Below are 16,656 nucleotides of genomic sequence, written 5' to 3'. Positions count from 1 at the left end.
GTGGCGCCCAAAGCGCGCGCACCAGGGACGACAGCCCCAGCGCGCCCAAGGCGATGGAGCTGGCGGTAAGGAAGCCGCGACGATTGAGCTGTCCCTGTATGATCTTGGTCATCTTGGTCAGGCCCTGGTCAGATGGCGATAGGCAGGGCGGTGTGCCCCAACAGCTGTTCAACCACATGCAATACCGGTTCGGCTTCGGTACGCACCAGCCAGTCCGGCTGACTTCAACGAAGGCCACCGTGCCGTCCTGGGCGATGACGACGACGGTGGCTGAGGCAATTCCCAGGTGCCGGTGCCGGTGGTGTCACCGATGAAATTGCCCTTGGCCAACGCGGCTTTTCGTGAGGCCTCGTCGAAGCTGTAGAGAATCCCCAGGCGCCGGCCGAGGTTGTTGTCCGGGTCGCTGGTCACCTGCAGTTGCAGGTGATGTCGGGTCTTGATCTCGACCAGGCGTTCGGGCACCTGCGGGCTGACCGCCACCAACGGCACCCCTAGCTCCCGTAGGCGCGGATAGAGCTGGCGCTCGTAATAGGGCAGGGCGATATTGCATGCGGGGCAGCCGGCGAAGCGGAAAAAATCAATACTGCCGGGCCGTCGGCCAGCAACAGGTCACGGTTCAGTTCGCCGCCTTCAACGTTGAGCAAGGTAAATGGGGCCAGCTTGTCACCGATCTGGACGTAATCATCGACCTTTGCTTCATCCACCAGACGTTGGCGTTGGTTGATATTGACCTGCAGCGCCGCCGGTTCCCAGGTCGCTACGCGCTCGGCGTGCAGATCGCCAACAAGCGGTTGAGAGATTTGCTCATGCCAGGGCCTCCAGCTTTTCTTCTGCCTCAAGGGCGATGCTGTAGCGGTTGGCCGGAACGTCCAGGCCCAGGTTATCGCGCAGCGTGATGCCACTGTATTCGCTGCGAAACAGACCGCGCTGTTGCAACACTGGTACCACCTGTTCGGTGAAATACTGCAAACCATCCGGCAGCAGCGAGTTGATGATGAAGCCATCGGCTGCCCCTGCTTCGAACCAGGTCTGGATCGCGTCGGCGACCTGCTCCGGCGTGCCGACGAAGTCGCGTTTGGGGCGCGAAAAACGTAGCGCCACTTCCCGCAGAGTCAGGCCTTCGTCCCGAGCCAGTTGTTTGATGCGGTCAGAGCCGCCTTTCTGGCTGTTGGAGCCCAAGTCGCCCAGTTCGGGGAATGGCGCATCCAGCGGGTATTGACTGAAATCATGGTCGTTGAATGGCCGACCCAGGGCGACAATGGCGTCCTCGACGGTCACCAGTTCCACGGCTTGCTGGTAGCGGCTTTCCACTTCGGCTTCATCGCGGCCGACAATCGGTCGGATGCCCGGCAGGATAGACAGCTGATTGGCATCGCGACCAACATTGCGGGCGCGCTGTTTCAGATCCTGGGCGTAGGCGAGGGCTTCATCGAGGCTCTCGGCGTGGACAAAAATCGCATCAGCATGCTCGGCGGCAAAATTACGCCCGGCCTCGGAAGTGCCGGCCTGGAAAATCACCGGCTGACCCTGGCGGGATCGGGCAATATTCAGTGGGCCCTTGACCGAGAAGAACTCACCCTTGTGTTCCAGGGCATGCAGCTTGCCGGGTGTGAAGAACTCGCCGCTTTGCTTGTTGTAGGCGAAGGCGTCGTCTTCCCAGGAGTCCCACAGGCCCTTGACCACATCCACGTGCTCCTTGGCGATGCGATAGCGCACGGCATGGGGTGGGTGTTCGGCCTTGCCGAAGTTGTCGGCGGTGCCGCTGAGCCAGGAGGTCACTACGTTCCAGCCGGCGCGGCCGCCGCTGATATGATCCAGGGAGGCGAACTGGCGCGCCACCTGGAAGGGTTCGGTGTAGCTGACGGTCACGGTCGCCACCAGGCCGATGTGCGACGTCAGGGCTGCCAGGGCCGAAAGGATGGTCAGCGGTTCGAAGCGGTTGAGGTAGTGGGGGCTGGATTTTTCATGGATATGCAGGCTATCGGCGATGAACACGAAATCGAACTTCGCGCTTTCGGCCAGTTGTGTCTGCTGCTGGTAGAAACCGAAGTTGACACTGGCGTTGGGTTGGGCCTGCGGATGGCGCCATTCGCCCCAACCATGGCCGACGCCATGGACCATGGCACCGAGTTTCAGTTGGCGTTTGCTCATGTTCTCACTCCTTCTAGCGGGACGGCGGTTTATCGAGAGGCTTGGGTCAGTGGGGTACGCTTGGCGTTGAAGCTCTTGTCGAAGCCTTGGGAGACATCGATGTGTTGGGTGAGAATCCCCTCTTCCTGGTAGATGTCAGCGGTGGTTTGCAGGCCGCTGATCACGCGTCGCTGATCTCCACCGGTTGCATATGGGTGGCCTTGGCTACGGCGATATGCACCGCCAGGGCAGGCCAGTGACCTTGGCCTGAGCGGCGGCATACTCTTCGGGATGGGCATTGCTCCAGCGATAGGCACGGTCGACCCGGGCAACGAAGTCGTCCAGTTGCTGGCGCTGACGGCGATGGCCTGGTGGGTGGCCGCGAGTACAAGTGGTTGGTCAGCAGGCGGTCACCGCTGACCAGGACCTTGGCCTGGCTTTGGGTGGTGGCGATGGTGGTATAGGGGTCCCAGGTCGACCAGGCGTCGGCGCCGCCGTTGTCCAACAAGATGCGCGACTCACTGGGCAGCAGGTAAATGAACTGCACGTCCTGGGTGGTCAGGCCGACACTGCGCAGCGTCTTGATCGCCAGGAAGTGTCCGATGGAGCCACGGGTGGTGACGATGCGCTTGCCCTTGAGGTCGGCGGCGGTGTTCAGTGACGAATCCTTCGGTGCGAGTATGGCCGTGGTGTAGCGCCCCTCGGCGTGGAGAATGCTCACCACCTTCAACGGTGCACCGGCACCGAGGGCGAACACATAGGGCGCATCGCCCAAGGCGCCGATATCCACGGCGCCAGCATTCAGCGCTTCACCCAGCGGGGCGGCGGCGGGGAACTCGGAAAACTGGATCTCATAAGGCACATCTTTCAGTTCGCCGGACACCTCCAGCAGCACTTTGATCGTCGACTTTTGATTGGCCACCAACAACGGTTGCAGGTCGGTAGCGTGGCTAGCCGCGCCGAACGTGAGGGCGGTGCTGAACAGCAGATGCTTGAGCGGTTGGGTAAAGCGCATAACAGCGTGCTCCAGGCGAACCTTGATGTTTCGTGTCACCTCCGCCTGGAGAAAGGGGTCGGGCTGAATTCAATGTATGGCGTATCGAACGGCGCTGCCCGGCATTCGGCGCAGAAGCCTGGAGGCTCAGATCACATAAAAGCCATGGGTGCCGTCGCGGGCCAGTTGGTCCACCAGGCCGAATTCCCAGTCCAGGTAGGCCTGCATGGCTTCCCGGGGGTTGTCGGTACCTTCGTAGGGGCGGCGATAGCGGTCGATGCGTGGTGAGGCGAGGTGGCTTTCGCCTTCCTCCAGCGGTAGTTGTGCGGCAATCCAACTGGCGGTGCCGTCTTGTAGCAGGAACACCTGCTTGCCGGTCAGTGCCTCGACTTCGGCCACCGCCAGGCGTGCCAGTTGGCCGCTGCCGCAGGTCAGCACATAGCGTTGCGCTGCTGGCACCTTGGCCAGGACTTGCGGCAATTGCGCGCGCAGGGCCCACCAGGCACCGGGGATATGGCGTTTGACGTAGTTGGCGCTGCTGGTGAAGTCCAGTACCGCGGTGTCACCGTGGGGCAGCCATTCGGCCAGGGTCTGCGGGCTGATGACTTCGGCCTGTCGGGGTGCCGGGGCCGGCGCCTGCCACGCACCGTGTTCACTGAAGTGCGCCGGTTGCAGGTCATCCAGCACCTGTACCTCCCAACCCAGTTGGGCAAGCCAGGAGGCGGACATATTGGCCCGCACACCGTCGTCATCGACCAGCACCAGGCGCGCGCCACGCACGCTGGCGAAGTGGTCGGTTTCCTGCACCAGTTGGCCGCCCGGTGTCGAGCGGGCGCCGGGCAGGTGACCGGCTTCGAACTCCTCCGGAGTGCGTACGTCGAACAGGTAGGTGGTGCGCGCCGGTTGCTGCTGCCAGCGCTTCAGGTCGGCCAGGGTGGCGCGGCCCACGCGGGCTTTGTCGGCAACGCGGCGGGCAGCCTTGGCAGCGACTTGGCGATGTTCTTCCGAGGTTGGGGCAAAGCGGCGTGATTGACCATGCTGCAATGTTTGCCCGGCCAACGTCCAGCCGATGGTGCCGTTGCGCAGCGCGGATACCGGGTTGGCGATACCGGCATTGATCAGCGACTGGGTACCGATGATGCTGCGGGTGCGTCCGGCGCAGTTGACAATGATTTGGGTGGCCGGGTCTGGCGCCAGTTCGCGGGCGCGTAACACCAGCTCGGCACCGGGGACGCTGATGCCAGTGGGAATGCTCATGGTCTGGTATTCATCAAAACGACGGGCGTCGAGCACCACCACGTCGGCGTTACCGTCGAGCAGCGCCTGGACCTCTTCAGCGGCCAGGGACGGTGTGTGGCGCTGGCTTTCCACCAGTTCACCGAAGGCTTTGCTGGGGACGTTGACGTCGATAAACAGTTCGCCGCCGGCGCTGCGCCAACCGTCAAGACCGCCCGCCAACAGGCTGACCTGGGTGTAGCCGAGCGTCTGCAAGCGCTGGGCGGCGATGTTTGCCAGGCCTTCGCCGTTGTCGTAGACCGTCACATGGGTGTCACGGCGAGGGATGCGCGAGAAAACCTCCAGCTCCAGTTTGGACAGCGGGATGTTGGTGGCGAACAGTGGATGGGATTCGGCGAAAGGCGCTTCTTCGCGCACATCGACGAGGGCGACTTCTTCATGGTCCAACAGTGCCTGACGAATCTGGCGAAGGTGCGGTTCGATACAGTACTCATAGGGCAGGGCTCTCTTTGGACAAATCCCAGATGTTCGGGAGAAAAGCGTTGGAGTAACCGGAGATAAACAGTTTCTCGCTGCCGTCGGGCTGATACACCGCTCGGCGCACGGCACCGATATTGGCGCCGTAGACATGAATGCTGATGGACACTTGATCATCAAAGGCATTGCTGACCTGGTGGATGTCACCGATCTTCGGCGAGACGGATTCGACCTGACCCGGTTTCAGTTGGATCCGCTTGCCCTCGGCGATCAAGGCACCGTCGCTGCTGCGCTGGAATCCTTGGGAGTATTCGGAGCCGCGCAACATGCCGATCAGTCCCCATACCCGATGATCATGAATCGGCGTGCTTTGCCCCGGCCCCCACACGAAGCTGACGATGCTGAAACGCTGCCGCGAATCAGCATGCAGCAGAAACTGCTGATAGCGCTCGGGGCTGGTTGAGCAAATTCGTCCGGCAACCAGTCATCATGGCTGACCAGTTGCGCCAACAGTTTGCCGCCGCGGTGCAGCAGATCGCCTTCGCGAGGGTTGCCGTCGATCAGTTCCGCCAGCGCGCCTATGAATGCTCTGAGTCTCTCCGGGTGTCGCGCTTGGGTCATGAGATTTCCATCGTGGGTGATTCGTGGTGATGGGTTTATATAAGCATAATGTTTGTTGTTAATATGCTATTTTTTAATGATTAGGTTATAGCTGAAAGTAATTTAGAACTGGGCTGAATAGCGTTAGACGTTATCTGTAGGCGGGTGGGCTATCCAGGCACCGCGAATGGAACTATGCTTTTCATACATTTTAATGACGCTTCTCTATGTGCGGCCCAAATGAAAATTGACGATATCGATGCCTTTGTCGAAGTGATTCGTTGCCAGTCCATCAGCCATGCCGCCGAGTCGTTGCAACTGACCCAGCCGGCGATCACCCGCCGCGTGCAGAACTTTGAGCAGGCGCTGGGGGTGGAGTTGTTTGACCGTAACACCAAGCCGCTCAAGCCTACATTGATCGGAACCCGGGTTTATGAACAGTGCCGTCTGATCCTGCGGGAGATGGATGCATTACGCGAGTTGGTGGCCACCGACGCACCACCCACCGGGCTGTTGCGCCTGGGCGTGCCGCAAACCATCGGCGATGTGGTGTTGCTGGACGCCCTCAAGCATTTGCGCACCGAATACCCCGACCTGCGCGCGCAGGTGGCCACCGGCTGGGGCAGCCAGTTGGTCGGCAAGATCGAGCGCGGTGAGCTGGATGCGGCGGCGGCGTTGTTTCCGGCGGGCAAGATCTTCCCGGACAACATCGTCGGCGAATCCATCGGCAAGATGGAACTGGTGGTGGTGTGCGCCAAGGCCCAGTTGCCCAAGCGCTCCTGCAAGCTGGCGGATGTCTACCAGAACGGCTGGGTCCTCAACCCCGATGGCTGCGGCTTCCGTGCCGGGCTGCAACGTACCCTGTCGGATCAGGGGCTTGCCTTGCGGGTCAACCTGGAAACCTTTGGGACCGAGTTGCAGTTGGGTTGGTGGCTGATGGCCTGGGCCTGGGCCTGGTGCCGCGCCCGTTGCTGGAACGCAGCCTTCATCGCGAGCAACTGGCGGTCATGCCTCTCAAGGATTTCAAGCCGGTGATGGACCTGTGGCTGATCTACCCGCACTTTCTTGGCAATCTGCAAGGACCGGTGGATGTCTTTGGCAAGCTGGTGGCAGCGTCGTTGCACAAAATTAGAAGCGCGGCCTGATTACGGTGTTTAATATGAAAAAAAATAATAATTAGCTTAGATTAAAATGTGATTTTTATTATTTTTTTCCATCCCATAGGCTTGCCTGGAAGTCCTTAAGGCCATCCAGGAAGTTTTGCCATGAGTAACGTCAGTCCGTTAACCAGCGTCTCGAACAATGTCCGATTGCGGGTCACTCCAGAAGAGTGGGAGGTCCGCGTCAAGCTGGCTGCGGCCTATCGGCTGGCGGCTTTGTATCAGTGGACCGATCACATCTACACCCATTTCTCCGCCCGCGTACCGGGGCCCGAGGAGCATTTCCTGATCAATGCCTTCGGGTTGTTGTTTGATGAAATCAGCGCCTCCAACCTGGTCAAGGTGGACATCGACGGCACCCTTGTCGACGACCCTACCGGGCTGGGCATCAACTACGCCGGTTATGTGATCCACAGCGCCATCCACGGTGCTCGTCCCGACCTGCAAGCGGTATTGCACACCCATACCCGCGATGGCATTGCGGTGTCGGCGCAGAAGGATGGGTTGTTGCCGATTTCCCAGCATTCCCTTGGTTTTTCCGGGCGGGTGGCCTACCACGGGTATGAGGGGGTGGCCCTGGATCTGGATGAGCGTGAACGGCTGGTGGCGGATCTGGGGGACAAGAGCGTGATGATCCTGCGCAACCACGGGTTGTTGACGGCCGGGATCAGTGTTGAGCATGCGTTCCAGCAGTTACAGGGGTTGGAGCGCGCGTGCAATATTCAGATTGCGGCGCAGACGGCGGGGAATGCCGAATTGATCTTTCCTCCGGCCGAGGTGGTGGCCAAGGTCGAGCAGCAGGCTGAGGTGTTCAAGAGTGGAGAGGGGGCTGGGGTGGCGCGGCATTGGAATGCGCTGATTCGACAGTTGGAGCGTACGGACACCGACTACAAGAATTAAGGCGGGCCTGATAAGTCAGGAGGCGTTGATATCTTTCCCCTTCACCCTAACTGCCCCCTCAGGAAGAGGGGGACAGTGGTTTCGTGTAGCAGGCCAAAACATCTCTTTCAAGAAACGGCCTAGGCGACCTTTTCAGATGCTTGCCGCTCGCGTTCTGCCACCAACTGGCGGGTCAGGGGGATCAGGCGCTTGCCATAGTCGATGGCATCATGAGGGGGTCGAAGCCGCGAATCAGGAGGTGGTGATACCGAGGTCGTAATAGTCGAGCAGGGCCTGTGCCACTTGTTCGGCAGTGCCACCAGCGACGTCGAATTACCTTGCCCCCCAGCAACCCGGCAATCCCGGTCCATAAGCGCTTGTCCACCTTGCCCCCTGGCTGCGGCGGCAGTAGACACGAGACCTCGCGCGGTTCGCGCCGCACAAATCCTTTTGCTCGCCAAGCGGTGCCGTTGCAGAATTGCTCTGCGCCTGCACCCAGTCCTCGTCTCGCCAGATCGCCGCAACGCAACTGAAGCGAATCGTCCCCATGTTGGCTGCTTCAGTCTACCTGGGTCCCACTCCCGTACCTGCTCATAGGTTTCACCCAAGCCATACACGTCCGCATGTTTGCGCCACGCAATGCGGCCGCTGAAGAGCCCAAAAACCGGGTATTGCTGTTCGGCGACTTACGTCGAGTAGCGCCTCGACCTGTTAGTCCGTCATAGTCAAAGGGCTTCTCCTAGTCCACTCCTGGCGCCCACGCTCAGGTTTCATCCGTGCGGTAGCGTTCGTCCTTGCGATAGGTTCCTGGCCGGTTGGCGATTGCCGTGATTCGCCGTGCGGCGCGCCGGTGAACACGGCGGTGCGAACTGCGGGCGGAAGCCATATCGGCAAGGACGAACCTCGCCCGCACGGATGAATACCTGAGCGTGGTGCGCCAGGAGGACTATGAGAGCCCTTGACTATGACGGCACCTATTACCAGGTCGGGCGCGTATCGAGTAAGGTCGCCGCAAAGCCACATATCCCGGTGTATTTTGCGGCTCTCAGCGGCCGCATTGCGGCGGGCAAACATGCGGCGTGTATGCGCTTGGGGTGAAACCTATGAGCAGTACGGAAGTGGTGACCCAGGTACAGCGAAGCAGCAAACATGTCGCGATTCGCTTCAGTTTGTCGTTGCGGCCGATCCTGGCCGAGACCGAGAACTGGCGTGGCAGCGCGCAGAGCACATTCTGCAACAGGCTACCGCCTTGGCCGAGCAAAACGGATTTGTGCGGCGCGAACCGCCGAACGAAGGTCTCGTCGTCTACTGGCCGCCGCAGCCAGGGGGCAAGGTTGGACAAGCGCTTATGGACCGGGATGCGGTTGCTGGGGCGCAAGGTAATTCGACGTCGCTGGTGGGCACTGCCGAACAAGTGGCACAGGCCCTGCTCGACTATTACGACCTCGGTATCACCACCTTCCTGATTCGCGGCTTCGACCCCCTCAATGATGCCATCGACTATGGCAAGCGCCTGATCCCCCTGACCCGCAGTTGTGGCAGAACGCGAGCGGCAAGCATCTGAAAAGGTCGCCTAGGCCGTTTCTTGAAAGAGATGTTTTGGCCTGCTACACGAAACCACTGTCCCCCTCTTCCTGAGGGGGCAGTTAGGGTGAAGGGGAAAGATATCAACGCCTCCTGACTTATCAGGCCCGCCTTAATTCTTGTAGTCGGTGTCCGTACGCTCCAACTGTCGAATCAGCGCATTCCAATGCCGCGCCACCCCAGCCCCCTCTCCACTCTTGAACACCTCAGCCTGCTGCTCGACCTTGGCCACCACCTCGGCCGGAGGAAAGATCAATTCGGCATTCCCCGCCGTCTGCGCCGCAATCTGAATATTGCACGCGCGCTCCAACCCCTGTAACTGCTGGAACGCATGCTCAACACTGATCCCGGCCGTCAACAACCCGTGGTTGCGCAGGATCATCACGCTCTTGTCCCCCAGATCCGCCACCAGCCGTTCACGCTCATCCAGATCCAGGGCCACCCCCTCATACCCGTGGTAGGCCACCCGCCCGGAAAAACCAAGGGAATGCTGGGAAATCGGCAACAACCCATCCTTCTGCGCCGACACCGCAATGCCATCGCGGGTATGGGTGTGCAATACCGCTTGCAGGTCGGGACGAGCACCGTGGATGGCGCTGTGGATCACATAACCGGCGTAGTTGATGCCCAGCCCGGTAGGGTCGTCGACAAGGGTGCCGTCGATGTCCACCTTGACCAGGTTGGAGGCGCTGATTTCATCAAACAACAACCCGAAGGCATTGATCAGGAAATGCTCCTCGGGCCCCGGTACGCGGGCGGAGAAATGGGTGTAGATGTGATCGGTCCACTGATACAAAGCCGCCAGCCGATAGGCCGCAGCCAGCTTGACGCGGACCTCCCACTCTTCTGGAGTGACCCGCAATCGGACATTGTTCGAGACGCTGGTTAACGGACTGACGTTACTCATGGCAAAACTTCCTGGATGGCCTTAAGGACTTCCAGGCAAGCCTATGGGATGGAAAAAAATAATAAAAATCACATTTTAATCTAAGCTAATTATTATTTTTTTTCATATTAAACACCGTAATCAGGCCGCGCTTCTAATTTTGTGCAACGACGCTGCCACCAGCTTGCCAAAGACATCCACCGGTCCTTGCAGATTGCCAAGAAAGTGCGGGTAGATCAGCCACAGGTCCATCACCGGCTTGAAATCCTTGAGAGGCATGACCGCCAGTTGCTCGCGATGAAGGCTGCGTTCCAGCAACGGGCGCGGCACCAGGCCCAGGCCCAGGCCATCAGCCACCAACCCCAACTGCAACTCGGTCCCAAAGGTTTCCAGGTTGACCCGCAAGGCAAGCCCCTGATCCGACAGGGTACGTTGCAGCCCGGCACGGAAGCCGCAGCCATCGGGGTTGAGGACCCAGCCGTTCTGGTAGACATCCGCCAGCTTGCAGGAGCGCTTGGGCAACTGGGCCTTGGCGCACACCACCACCAGTTCCATCTTGCCGATGGATTCGCCGACGATGTTGTCCGGGAAGATCTTGCCCGCCGGAAACAACGCCGCCGCCGCATCCAGCTCACCGCGCTCGATCTTGCCGACCAACTGGCTGCCCCAGCCGTGGCCACCTGCGCGCGCAGGTCGGGGTATTCGGTGCGCAAATGCTTGAGGGCGTCCAGCAACACCACATCGCCGATGGTTTGCGGCACGCCCAGGCGCAACAGCCCGGTGGGTGGTGCGTCGGTGGCCACCAACTCGCGTAATGCATCCATCTCCCGCAGGATCAGACGGCACTGTTCATAAACCCGGGTTCCGATCAATGTAGGCTTGAGCGGCTTGGTGTTACGGTCAAACAACTCCACCCCCAGCGCCTGCTCAAAGTTCTGCACGCGGCGGGTGATCGCCGGCTGGGTCAGTTGCAACGACTCGGCGGCATGGCTGATGGACTGGCAACGAATCACTTCGACAAAGGCATCGATATCGTCAATTTCATTTGGGCCGCACATAGAGAAGCGTCATTAAAATGTATGAAAAGCATAGTTCCATTCGCGGTGCCTGGATAGCCCACCCGCCTACAGATAACGTCTAACGCTATTCAGCCCAGTTCTAAATTACTTTCAGCTATAACCTAATCATTAAAAAATAGCATATTAACAACAAACATTATGCTTATATAAACCCATCACCACGAATCACCCACGATGGAAATCTCATGACCCAAGCGCGACACCCGGAGAGACTCAGAGCATTCATAGGCGCGCTGGCGGAACTGATCGACGGCAACCCTCGCGAAGGCGATCTGCTGCACCGCGGCGGCAAACTGTTGGCGCAACTGGTCAGCCATGATGACTGGTTGCCGGACGAATTTGCTCAACCCAGCCCCGAGCGCTATCAGCAGTTTCTGCTGCATGCTGATTCGCGGCAGCGTTTCAGCATCGTCAGCTTCGTGTGGGGGCCGGGGCAAAGCACGCCGATTCATGATCATCGGGTATGGGGACTGATCGGCATGTTGCGCGGCTCCGAATACTCCCAAGGATTCCAGCGCAGCAGCGACGGTGCCTTGATCGCCGAGGGCAAGCGGATCCAACTGAAACCGGGTCAGGTCGAATCCGTCTCGCCGAAGATCGGTGACATCCACCAGGTCAGCAATGCCTTTGATGATCAAGTGTCCATCAGCATTCATGTCTACGGCGCCAATATCGGTGCCGTGCGCCGAGCGGTGTATCAGCCCGACGGCAGCGAGAAACTGTTTATCTCCGGTTACTCCAACGCTTTTCTCCCGAACATCTGGGATTTGTCCAAAGAGAGCCCTGCCCTATGAGTACTGTATCGAACCGCACCTTCGCCCAGATTCGTCAGGCACTGTTGGACCATGAAGAAGTCGCCCTCGTCGATGTGCGCGAAGAAGCGCCTTTCGCCGAATCCCATCCACTGTTCGCCACCAACATCCCGCTGTCCAAACTGGAGCTGGAGGTTTTCTCGCGCATCCCTCGCCGTGACACCCATGTGACGGTCTACGACAACGGCGAAGGCCTGGCAAACATCGCCGCCCAGCGCTTGCAGACGCTCGGCTACACCCAGGTCAGCCTGTTGGCGGGCGGTCTTGACGGTTGGCGCAGCGCCGGCGGCGAACTGTTTATCGACGTCAACGTCCCCAGCAAAGCCTTCGGTGAACTGGTGGAAAGCCAGCGCCACACACCGTCCCTGGCCGCTGAAGAGGTCCAGGCGCTGCTCGACGGTAACGCCGACGTGGTGGTGCTCGACGCCCGTCGTTTTGATGAATACCAGACCATGAGCATTCCCACTGGCATCAGCGTCCCCGGTGCCGAGCTGGTGTTACGCGCCCGCGAACTGGCGCCAGACCCGGCCACCCAAATCATTGTCAACTGCGCCGGACGCACCCGCAGCATCATCGGTACCCAGTCGCTGATCAATGCCGGTATCGCCAACCCGGTATCCGCGCTGCGCAACGGCACCATCGGCTGGACGTTGGCCGGGCAAACATTGCAGCATGGTCAATCACGCCGCTTTGCCCCAACCTCGGAAGAACATCGCCAAGTCGCTGCCAAGGCTGCCCGCCGCGTTGCCGACAAAGCCCGCGTGGGCCGCGCCACCCTGGCCGACCTGAAGCGCTGGCAGCAGCAACCGGCGCGCACCACCTACCTGTTCGACGTACGCACTCCGGAGGAGTTCGAAGCCGGTCACCTGCCCGGCGCCCGCTCGACACCGGGCGGCCAACTGGTGCAGGAAACCGACCACTTCGCCAGCGTGCGTGGCGCGCGCCTGGTGCTGGTCGATGACGACGGTGTGCGGGCCAATATGTCCGCCTCCTGGCTTGCCCAACTGGGTTGGGAGGTACAGGTGCTGGATGACCTGCAACCGGCGCACTTCAGTGAACACGGTGCGTGGCAGGCGCCGGCCCCGGCACCCCGACAGGCCGAAGTCATCAGCCCGCAGACCCTGGCCGAATGGCTGCCCCACGGTGACACCGCGGTACTGGACTTCACCAGCAGCGCCAACTACGTCAAACGCCATATCCCCGGTGCCTGGTGGGCCCTGCGCGCGCAATTGCCGCAAGTCCTGGCCAAGGTGCCAGCAGCGCAACGCTATGTGCTGACCTGCGGCAGCGGCCAACTGGCACGCCTGGCGGTGGCCGAAGTCGAGGCACTGACCGGCAAGCAGGTGTTCCTGCTACAAGACGGCACCGCCAGTTGGATTGCCGCACAACTACCGCTGGAGGAAGGCGAAAGCCACCTCGCCTCACCACGCATCGACCGCTATCGCCGCCCCTACGAAGGTACCGACAACCCCCGGGAAGCCATGCAGGCCTACCTGGACTGGGAATTCGGCCTGGTGGACCAACTGGCCCGCGACGGCACCCATGGCTTTTATGTGATCTGAGCCCTCCAGGCTTCTGCGCCGAATGCCGGGCAGCGCCGTTCGATACGCCATACATTGAATTCAGCCCGACCCCTTTCTCCAGGCGGAGGTGACACGAAACATCAAGGTTCGCCTGGAGCACGCTGTTATGCGCTTTACCCAACCGCTCAAGCATCTGCTGTTCAGCACCGCCCTCACGTTCGGCGCGGCTAGCCACGCTACCGACTGCAACCGTTGTTGGTGGCCAATCAAAAGTCGACGATCAAAGTGCTGCTGGAGGTGTCCGGCGAACTGAAAGATGTGCCTTATGAGATCCAGTTTTCCGAGTTCCCCGCCGCCGCCCCGCTGGGTGAAGCGCTGAATGCTGGCGCCGTGGATATCGGCGCCTTGGGCGATGCGCCCTATGTGTTCGCCCTCGGTGCCGGTGCACCGTTGAAGGTGGTGAGCATTCTCCACGCCGAGGGGCGCTACACCACGGCCATACTCGCACCGAAGGATTCGTCACTGAACACCGCCGCCGACCTCAAGGGCAAGCGCATCGTCACCACCCGTGGCTCCATCGGACACTTCCTGGCGATCAAGACGCTGCGCAGTGTCGGCCTGACCACCCAGGACGTGCAGTTCATTTACCTGCTGCCCAGTGAGTCGCGCATCTTGTTGGACAACGGCGGCGCCGACGCCTGGTCGACCTGGGACCCCTATACCACCATCGCCACCACCCAAGCCAGGCCAGGTCCTGGTCAGCGGTGACCGCCTGCTGACCAACCACTTGTACCTCGCGGCCACCCACCAGGCCATCGCCGTCAAGCGCCAGCAACTGGACGACTTCGTTGCCCGGGTCGACCGTGCCTATCGCTGGAGCAATGCCCATCCCGAAGAGTATGCCGCCGCTCAGGCCAAGGTCACTGGCCTGCCCCTGGCGGTGCATATCGCCGTAGCCAAGGCCACCCATATGCAACCGGTGGAGATCAGCGACGCGGTGATCAGCGGCCTGCAAACCACCGCTGACATCTACCAGGAAGAGGGGATTCTCACCCAACACATCGATGTCTCCCAAGGCTTCGACAAGAGCTTCAACGCCAAGCGTACCCCACTGACCCAAGCCTCTCGATAAACCGCCGTCCCGCTAGAAGGAGTGAGAACATGAGCAAACGCCAACTGAAACTCGGTGCCATGGTCCATGGCGTCGGCCATGGTTGGGGCGAATGGCGCCATCCGCAGGCCCAACCCAACGCCAGTGTCAACTTCGGTTTCTACCAGCAGCAGACACAACTGGCCGAAAGCGCGAAGTTCGATTTCGTGTTCATCGCCGATAGCCTGCATATCCATGAAAAATCCAGCCCCCACTACCTCAACCGCTTCGAACCGCTGACCATCCTTTCGGCCCTGGCAGCCCTGACGTCGCACATCGGCCTGGTGGCGACCGTGACCGTCAGCTACACCGAACCCTTCCAGGTGGCGCGCCAGTTCGCCTCCCTGGATCATATCAGCGGCGGCCGCGCCGGCTGGAACGTAGTGACCTCCTGGCTCAGCGGCACCGCCGACAACTTCGGCAAGGCCGAACACCCACCCCATGCCGTGCGCTATCGCATCGCCAAGGAGCACGTGGATGTGGTCAAGGGCCTGTGGGACTCCTGGGAAGACGACGCCTTCGCCTACAACAAGCAAAGCGGCGAGTTCTTCACACCCGGCAAGCTGCATGCCCTGGAACACAAGGGTGAGTTCTTCTCGGTCAAGGGCCCACTGAATATTGCCCGATCCCGCCAGGGTCAGCCGGTGATTTTCCAGGCCGGCACTTCCGAGGCCGGGCGTAATTTTGCCGCCGAGCATGCTGATGCGATTTTTGTCCACGCCGAGAGCCTCGATGAAGCCCTCGCCTACGCCCAGGATCTGAAACAGCGCGCCCGCAATGTTGGTCGCGATGCCAATCAGCTGTCTATCCTGCCGGGCATCCGACCGATTGTCGGCCGCGATGAAGCCGAAGTGGAAAGCCGCTACCAGCAAGCCGTGGAACTGGTGACCGTCGAGGACGCCATTGTCGCCCTGGGTCGGCCATTCAACGACCATGATTTCAGTCAATACCCGCTGGATGCGCCATTCCCCGAACTGGGCGACTTGGGCTCCAACAGCCAGAAAGGCGGCTCTGACCGCATCAAACAACTGGCTCGGGACGAAGGCCTGACTCTGCGGGAAGTGGCGCTACGTTTTTCGCGCCCCAAACGCGACTTCGTCGGCACGCCGGAGCAGGTCGCCGACGCGATCCAGACCTGGTTCGAAGCAGGGGCAGCCGATGGCTTCATCATCAACTCGCTGCTGCCGGATGGTTTGCAGTATTTCACCGAACAGGTGGTACCAGTGTTGCAACAGCGCGGTCTGTTTCGCAGCGAATACAGTGGCATCACGCTGCGCGATAACCTGGGCCTGGACGTTCCGGCCAACCGCTACAGCATCGCCCTTGAGGCAGAAGAAAGCTGGAGGCCCTGGCATGAGCAAATCTCTCAACCGCTTGTTGGCGGATCTGCACGCCGAGCGCGTAGCGACCTGGGAACCGGCGGCGCTGCAGGTCAATATCAACCAACGCCAACGTCTGGTGGATGAAGCAAAGGTCGATGATTACGTCCAGATCGGTGACAAGCTGGCCCCATTTACCTTGCTCAACGTTGAAGGCGGCGAACTGAACCGTGACCTGTTGCTGGCCGACGGCCCGGCAGTATTGATTTTTTTCCGCTTCGCCGGCTGCCCCGCATGCAATATCGCCCTGCCCTATTACGAGCGCCAGCTCTATCCGCGCCTACGGGAGCTAGGGTGCCGTGGTGGCGGTCAGCCCGCAGGTGCCCGAACGCCTGGTCGAGATCAAGACCCGACATCACCTGCAACTGCAGGTGACCAGCGACCCGGACAACAACCTCGGCCGGCGCCTGGGGATTCTCTACAGCTTCGACGAGGCCTCACGAAAAGCCGCGTTGGCCAAGGGCAATTTCATCGGTGACACCACCGGCACCGGCACCTGGGAATTGCCTCAGCCCACCGTCGTCGTCATCGCCCAGGACGGCACGGTGGCCTTCGTTGAAGTCAGCCCGGACTGGCTGGTGCGTACCGAAGCCGAACCGGTATTGCATGTGGTTGAACAGCTGTTGGGGCACACCGCCCTGCCTATCGCCATCTGACCAGGGCCTGACCAAGATGACCAAGATCATACAGGGACAGCTCAATCGTCGCGGCTTCCTTACCGCCAGCTCCATCGCCTTGGCGCGCTGGGGCTGTCGTCCCTGGTGCCG

At 60.7% G+C, this 16,656-nt stretch carries 9 protein-coding genes and 9 pseudogenes; 8 read left to right on the top strand and 10 right to left on the bottom strand.

From position 1 onward, the window contains the following. The 7 genes and pseudogenes from PFEN_RS20240 to PFEN_RS20215 all read right to left on the bottom strand — a co-directional run. On the bottom strand, positions 1-112 hold a 112-nt coding region (locus tag PFEN_RS20240), incomplete at its 3' end, for a twin-arginine translocation signal domain-containing protein (protein WP_191488544.1). Between the two features lie 56 nt (positions 113-168). Further along, the gene (locus tag PFEN_RS30745; protein WP_263596619.1) at positions 169-537 is read right to left on the bottom strand and encodes a redoxin domain-containing protein; all 369 of its coding nucleotides are present in this window, start codon (positions 535-537) and stop codon (positions 169-171) included. After that, positions 492-839, bottom strand: a complete 348-nt coding sequence (locus tag PFEN_RS30740; RefSeq protein WP_224771020.1) for a hypothetical protein — start codon at positions 837-839, stop codon at positions 492-494. The genes PFEN_RS30745 and PFEN_RS30740 overlap by 46 nt, the downstream gene beginning before the upstream one ends. Beyond that, positions 805-2,151, bottom strand: coding sequence for an LLM class flavin-dependent oxidoreductase (locus tag PFEN_RS20230; protein ID WP_191488097.1), 1,347 nt, complete (start codon positions 2,149-2,151; stop codon positions 805-807). The genes PFEN_RS30740 and PFEN_RS20230 overlap by 35 nt, the downstream gene beginning before the upstream one ends. Positions 2,152-2,180: 29 nt before the next feature. Further along, positions 2,181-3,145, bottom strand: a pseudogene (locus PFEN_RS20225) (ABC transporter substrate-binding protein). Between the two features lie 126 nt (positions 3,146-3,271). Continuing rightward, positions 3,272-4,854, bottom strand: a pseudogene (locus tag PFEN_RS20220) (rhodanese homology domain-containing protein). Then, positions 4,851-5,458, bottom strand: a pseudogene (locus PFEN_RS20215) (cysteine dioxygenase). The pseudogenes PFEN_RS20220 and PFEN_RS20215 overlap by 4 nt, the downstream one beginning before the upstream one ends. 219 nt (positions 5,459-5,677) lie before the next feature. Between PFEN_RS20215 and PFEN_RS20210 the strand changes: the two are divergent. After that, positions 5,678-6,582 (top strand): annotated as a pseudogene (locus PFEN_RS20210) (LysR family transcriptional regulator). Positions 6,583-6,702: 120 nt separating this feature from the next. Next, positions 6,703-7,497 (top strand): class II aldolase/adducin family protein, encoded by a 795-nt coding sequence (locus tag PFEN_RS20205; RefSeq protein ID WP_191488092.1) that lies wholly within the window; start codon positions 6,703-6,705, stop codon positions 7,495-7,497. Positions 7,498-7,616: 119 nt separating this feature from the next. Here the strand turns inward: PFEN_RS20205 and PFEN_RS30735 are convergent. Further along, a pseudogene (locus PFEN_RS30735) lies at positions 7,617-8,272 on the bottom strand (alkanesulfonate monooxygenase); the annotation flags it as partial. 75 nt (positions 8,273-8,347) lie between these two features. Between PFEN_RS30735 and PFEN_RS20200 the strand changes: the two are divergent. After that, positions 8,348-9,053 (top strand): annotated as a pseudogene (locus PFEN_RS20200) (LLM class flavin-dependent oxidoreductase); the annotation flags it as partial. A gap of 119 nt (positions 9,054-9,172) precedes the next feature. Here the strand turns inward: PFEN_RS20200 and PFEN_RS20195 are convergent. Both PFEN_RS20195 and PFEN_RS20190 read right to left on the bottom strand, forming a co-directional pair. Then, positions 9,173-9,967 carry a class II aldolase/adducin family protein gene (locus PFEN_RS20195; RefSeq protein WP_191488092.1) on the bottom strand — a complete coding sequence of 265 codons (795 nt, stop codon included), beginning with the start codon at positions 9,965-9,967 and terminating at the stop codon, positions 9,173-9,175. A gap of 120 nt (positions 9,968-10,087) precedes the next feature. Further along, positions 10,088-11,004 (bottom strand): annotated as a pseudogene (locus PFEN_RS20190) (LysR family transcriptional regulator). A gap of 206 nt (positions 11,005-11,210) precedes the next feature. Here PFEN_RS20190 and PFEN_RS20185 point away from each other — a divergent pair. From PFEN_RS20185 to PFEN_RS31085, 5 genes and pseudogenes are all read left to right on the top strand, one after another. Next, positions 11,211-11,819, top strand: coding sequence for a cysteine dioxygenase (locus PFEN_RS20185; protein WP_191488094.1), 609 nt, complete (start codon positions 11,211-11,213; stop codon positions 11,817-11,819). Then, positions 11,816-13,399 carry a rhodanese homology domain-containing protein gene (locus PFEN_RS20180; protein ID WP_191488095.1) on the top strand — a complete coding sequence of 528 codons (1,584 nt, stop codon included), beginning with the start codon at positions 11,816-11,818 and terminating at the stop codon, positions 13,397-13,399. The genes PFEN_RS20185 and PFEN_RS20180 overlap by 4 nt, the downstream gene beginning before the upstream one ends. A 127-nt stretch (positions 13,400-13,526) precedes the next feature. Then, positions 13,527-14,492, top strand: a pseudogene (locus PFEN_RS20175) (ABC transporter substrate-binding protein). A gap of 29 nt (positions 14,493-14,521) precedes the next feature. Continuing rightward, positions 14,522-15,844 (top strand): annotated as a pseudogene (locus PFEN_RS20170) (LLM class flavin-dependent oxidoreductase); the annotation flags it as partial. A gap of 344 nt (positions 15,845-16,188) precedes the next feature. Then, on the top strand, positions 16,189-16,545 hold the full coding sequence (locus tag PFEN_RS31085; protein ID WP_263596618.1) for a redoxin domain-containing protein: 357 nt from the start codon (positions 16,189-16,191) through the stop codon (positions 16,543-16,545). Positions 16,546-16,656 lie beyond the last annotated feature (111 nt).

Origin of the sequence: Pseudomonas sp. FEN, assembly GCF_904067045.1 — a bacterium.
In the GTDB taxonomy this organism is placed as follows: Bacteria; Pseudomonadota; Gammaproteobacteria; order Pseudomonadales; family Pseudomonadaceae; genus Aquipseudomonas.
Note: the sequence above shows the minus strand (reverse complement) of the source record. Positions and strands in the feature narration are given on the sequence as shown.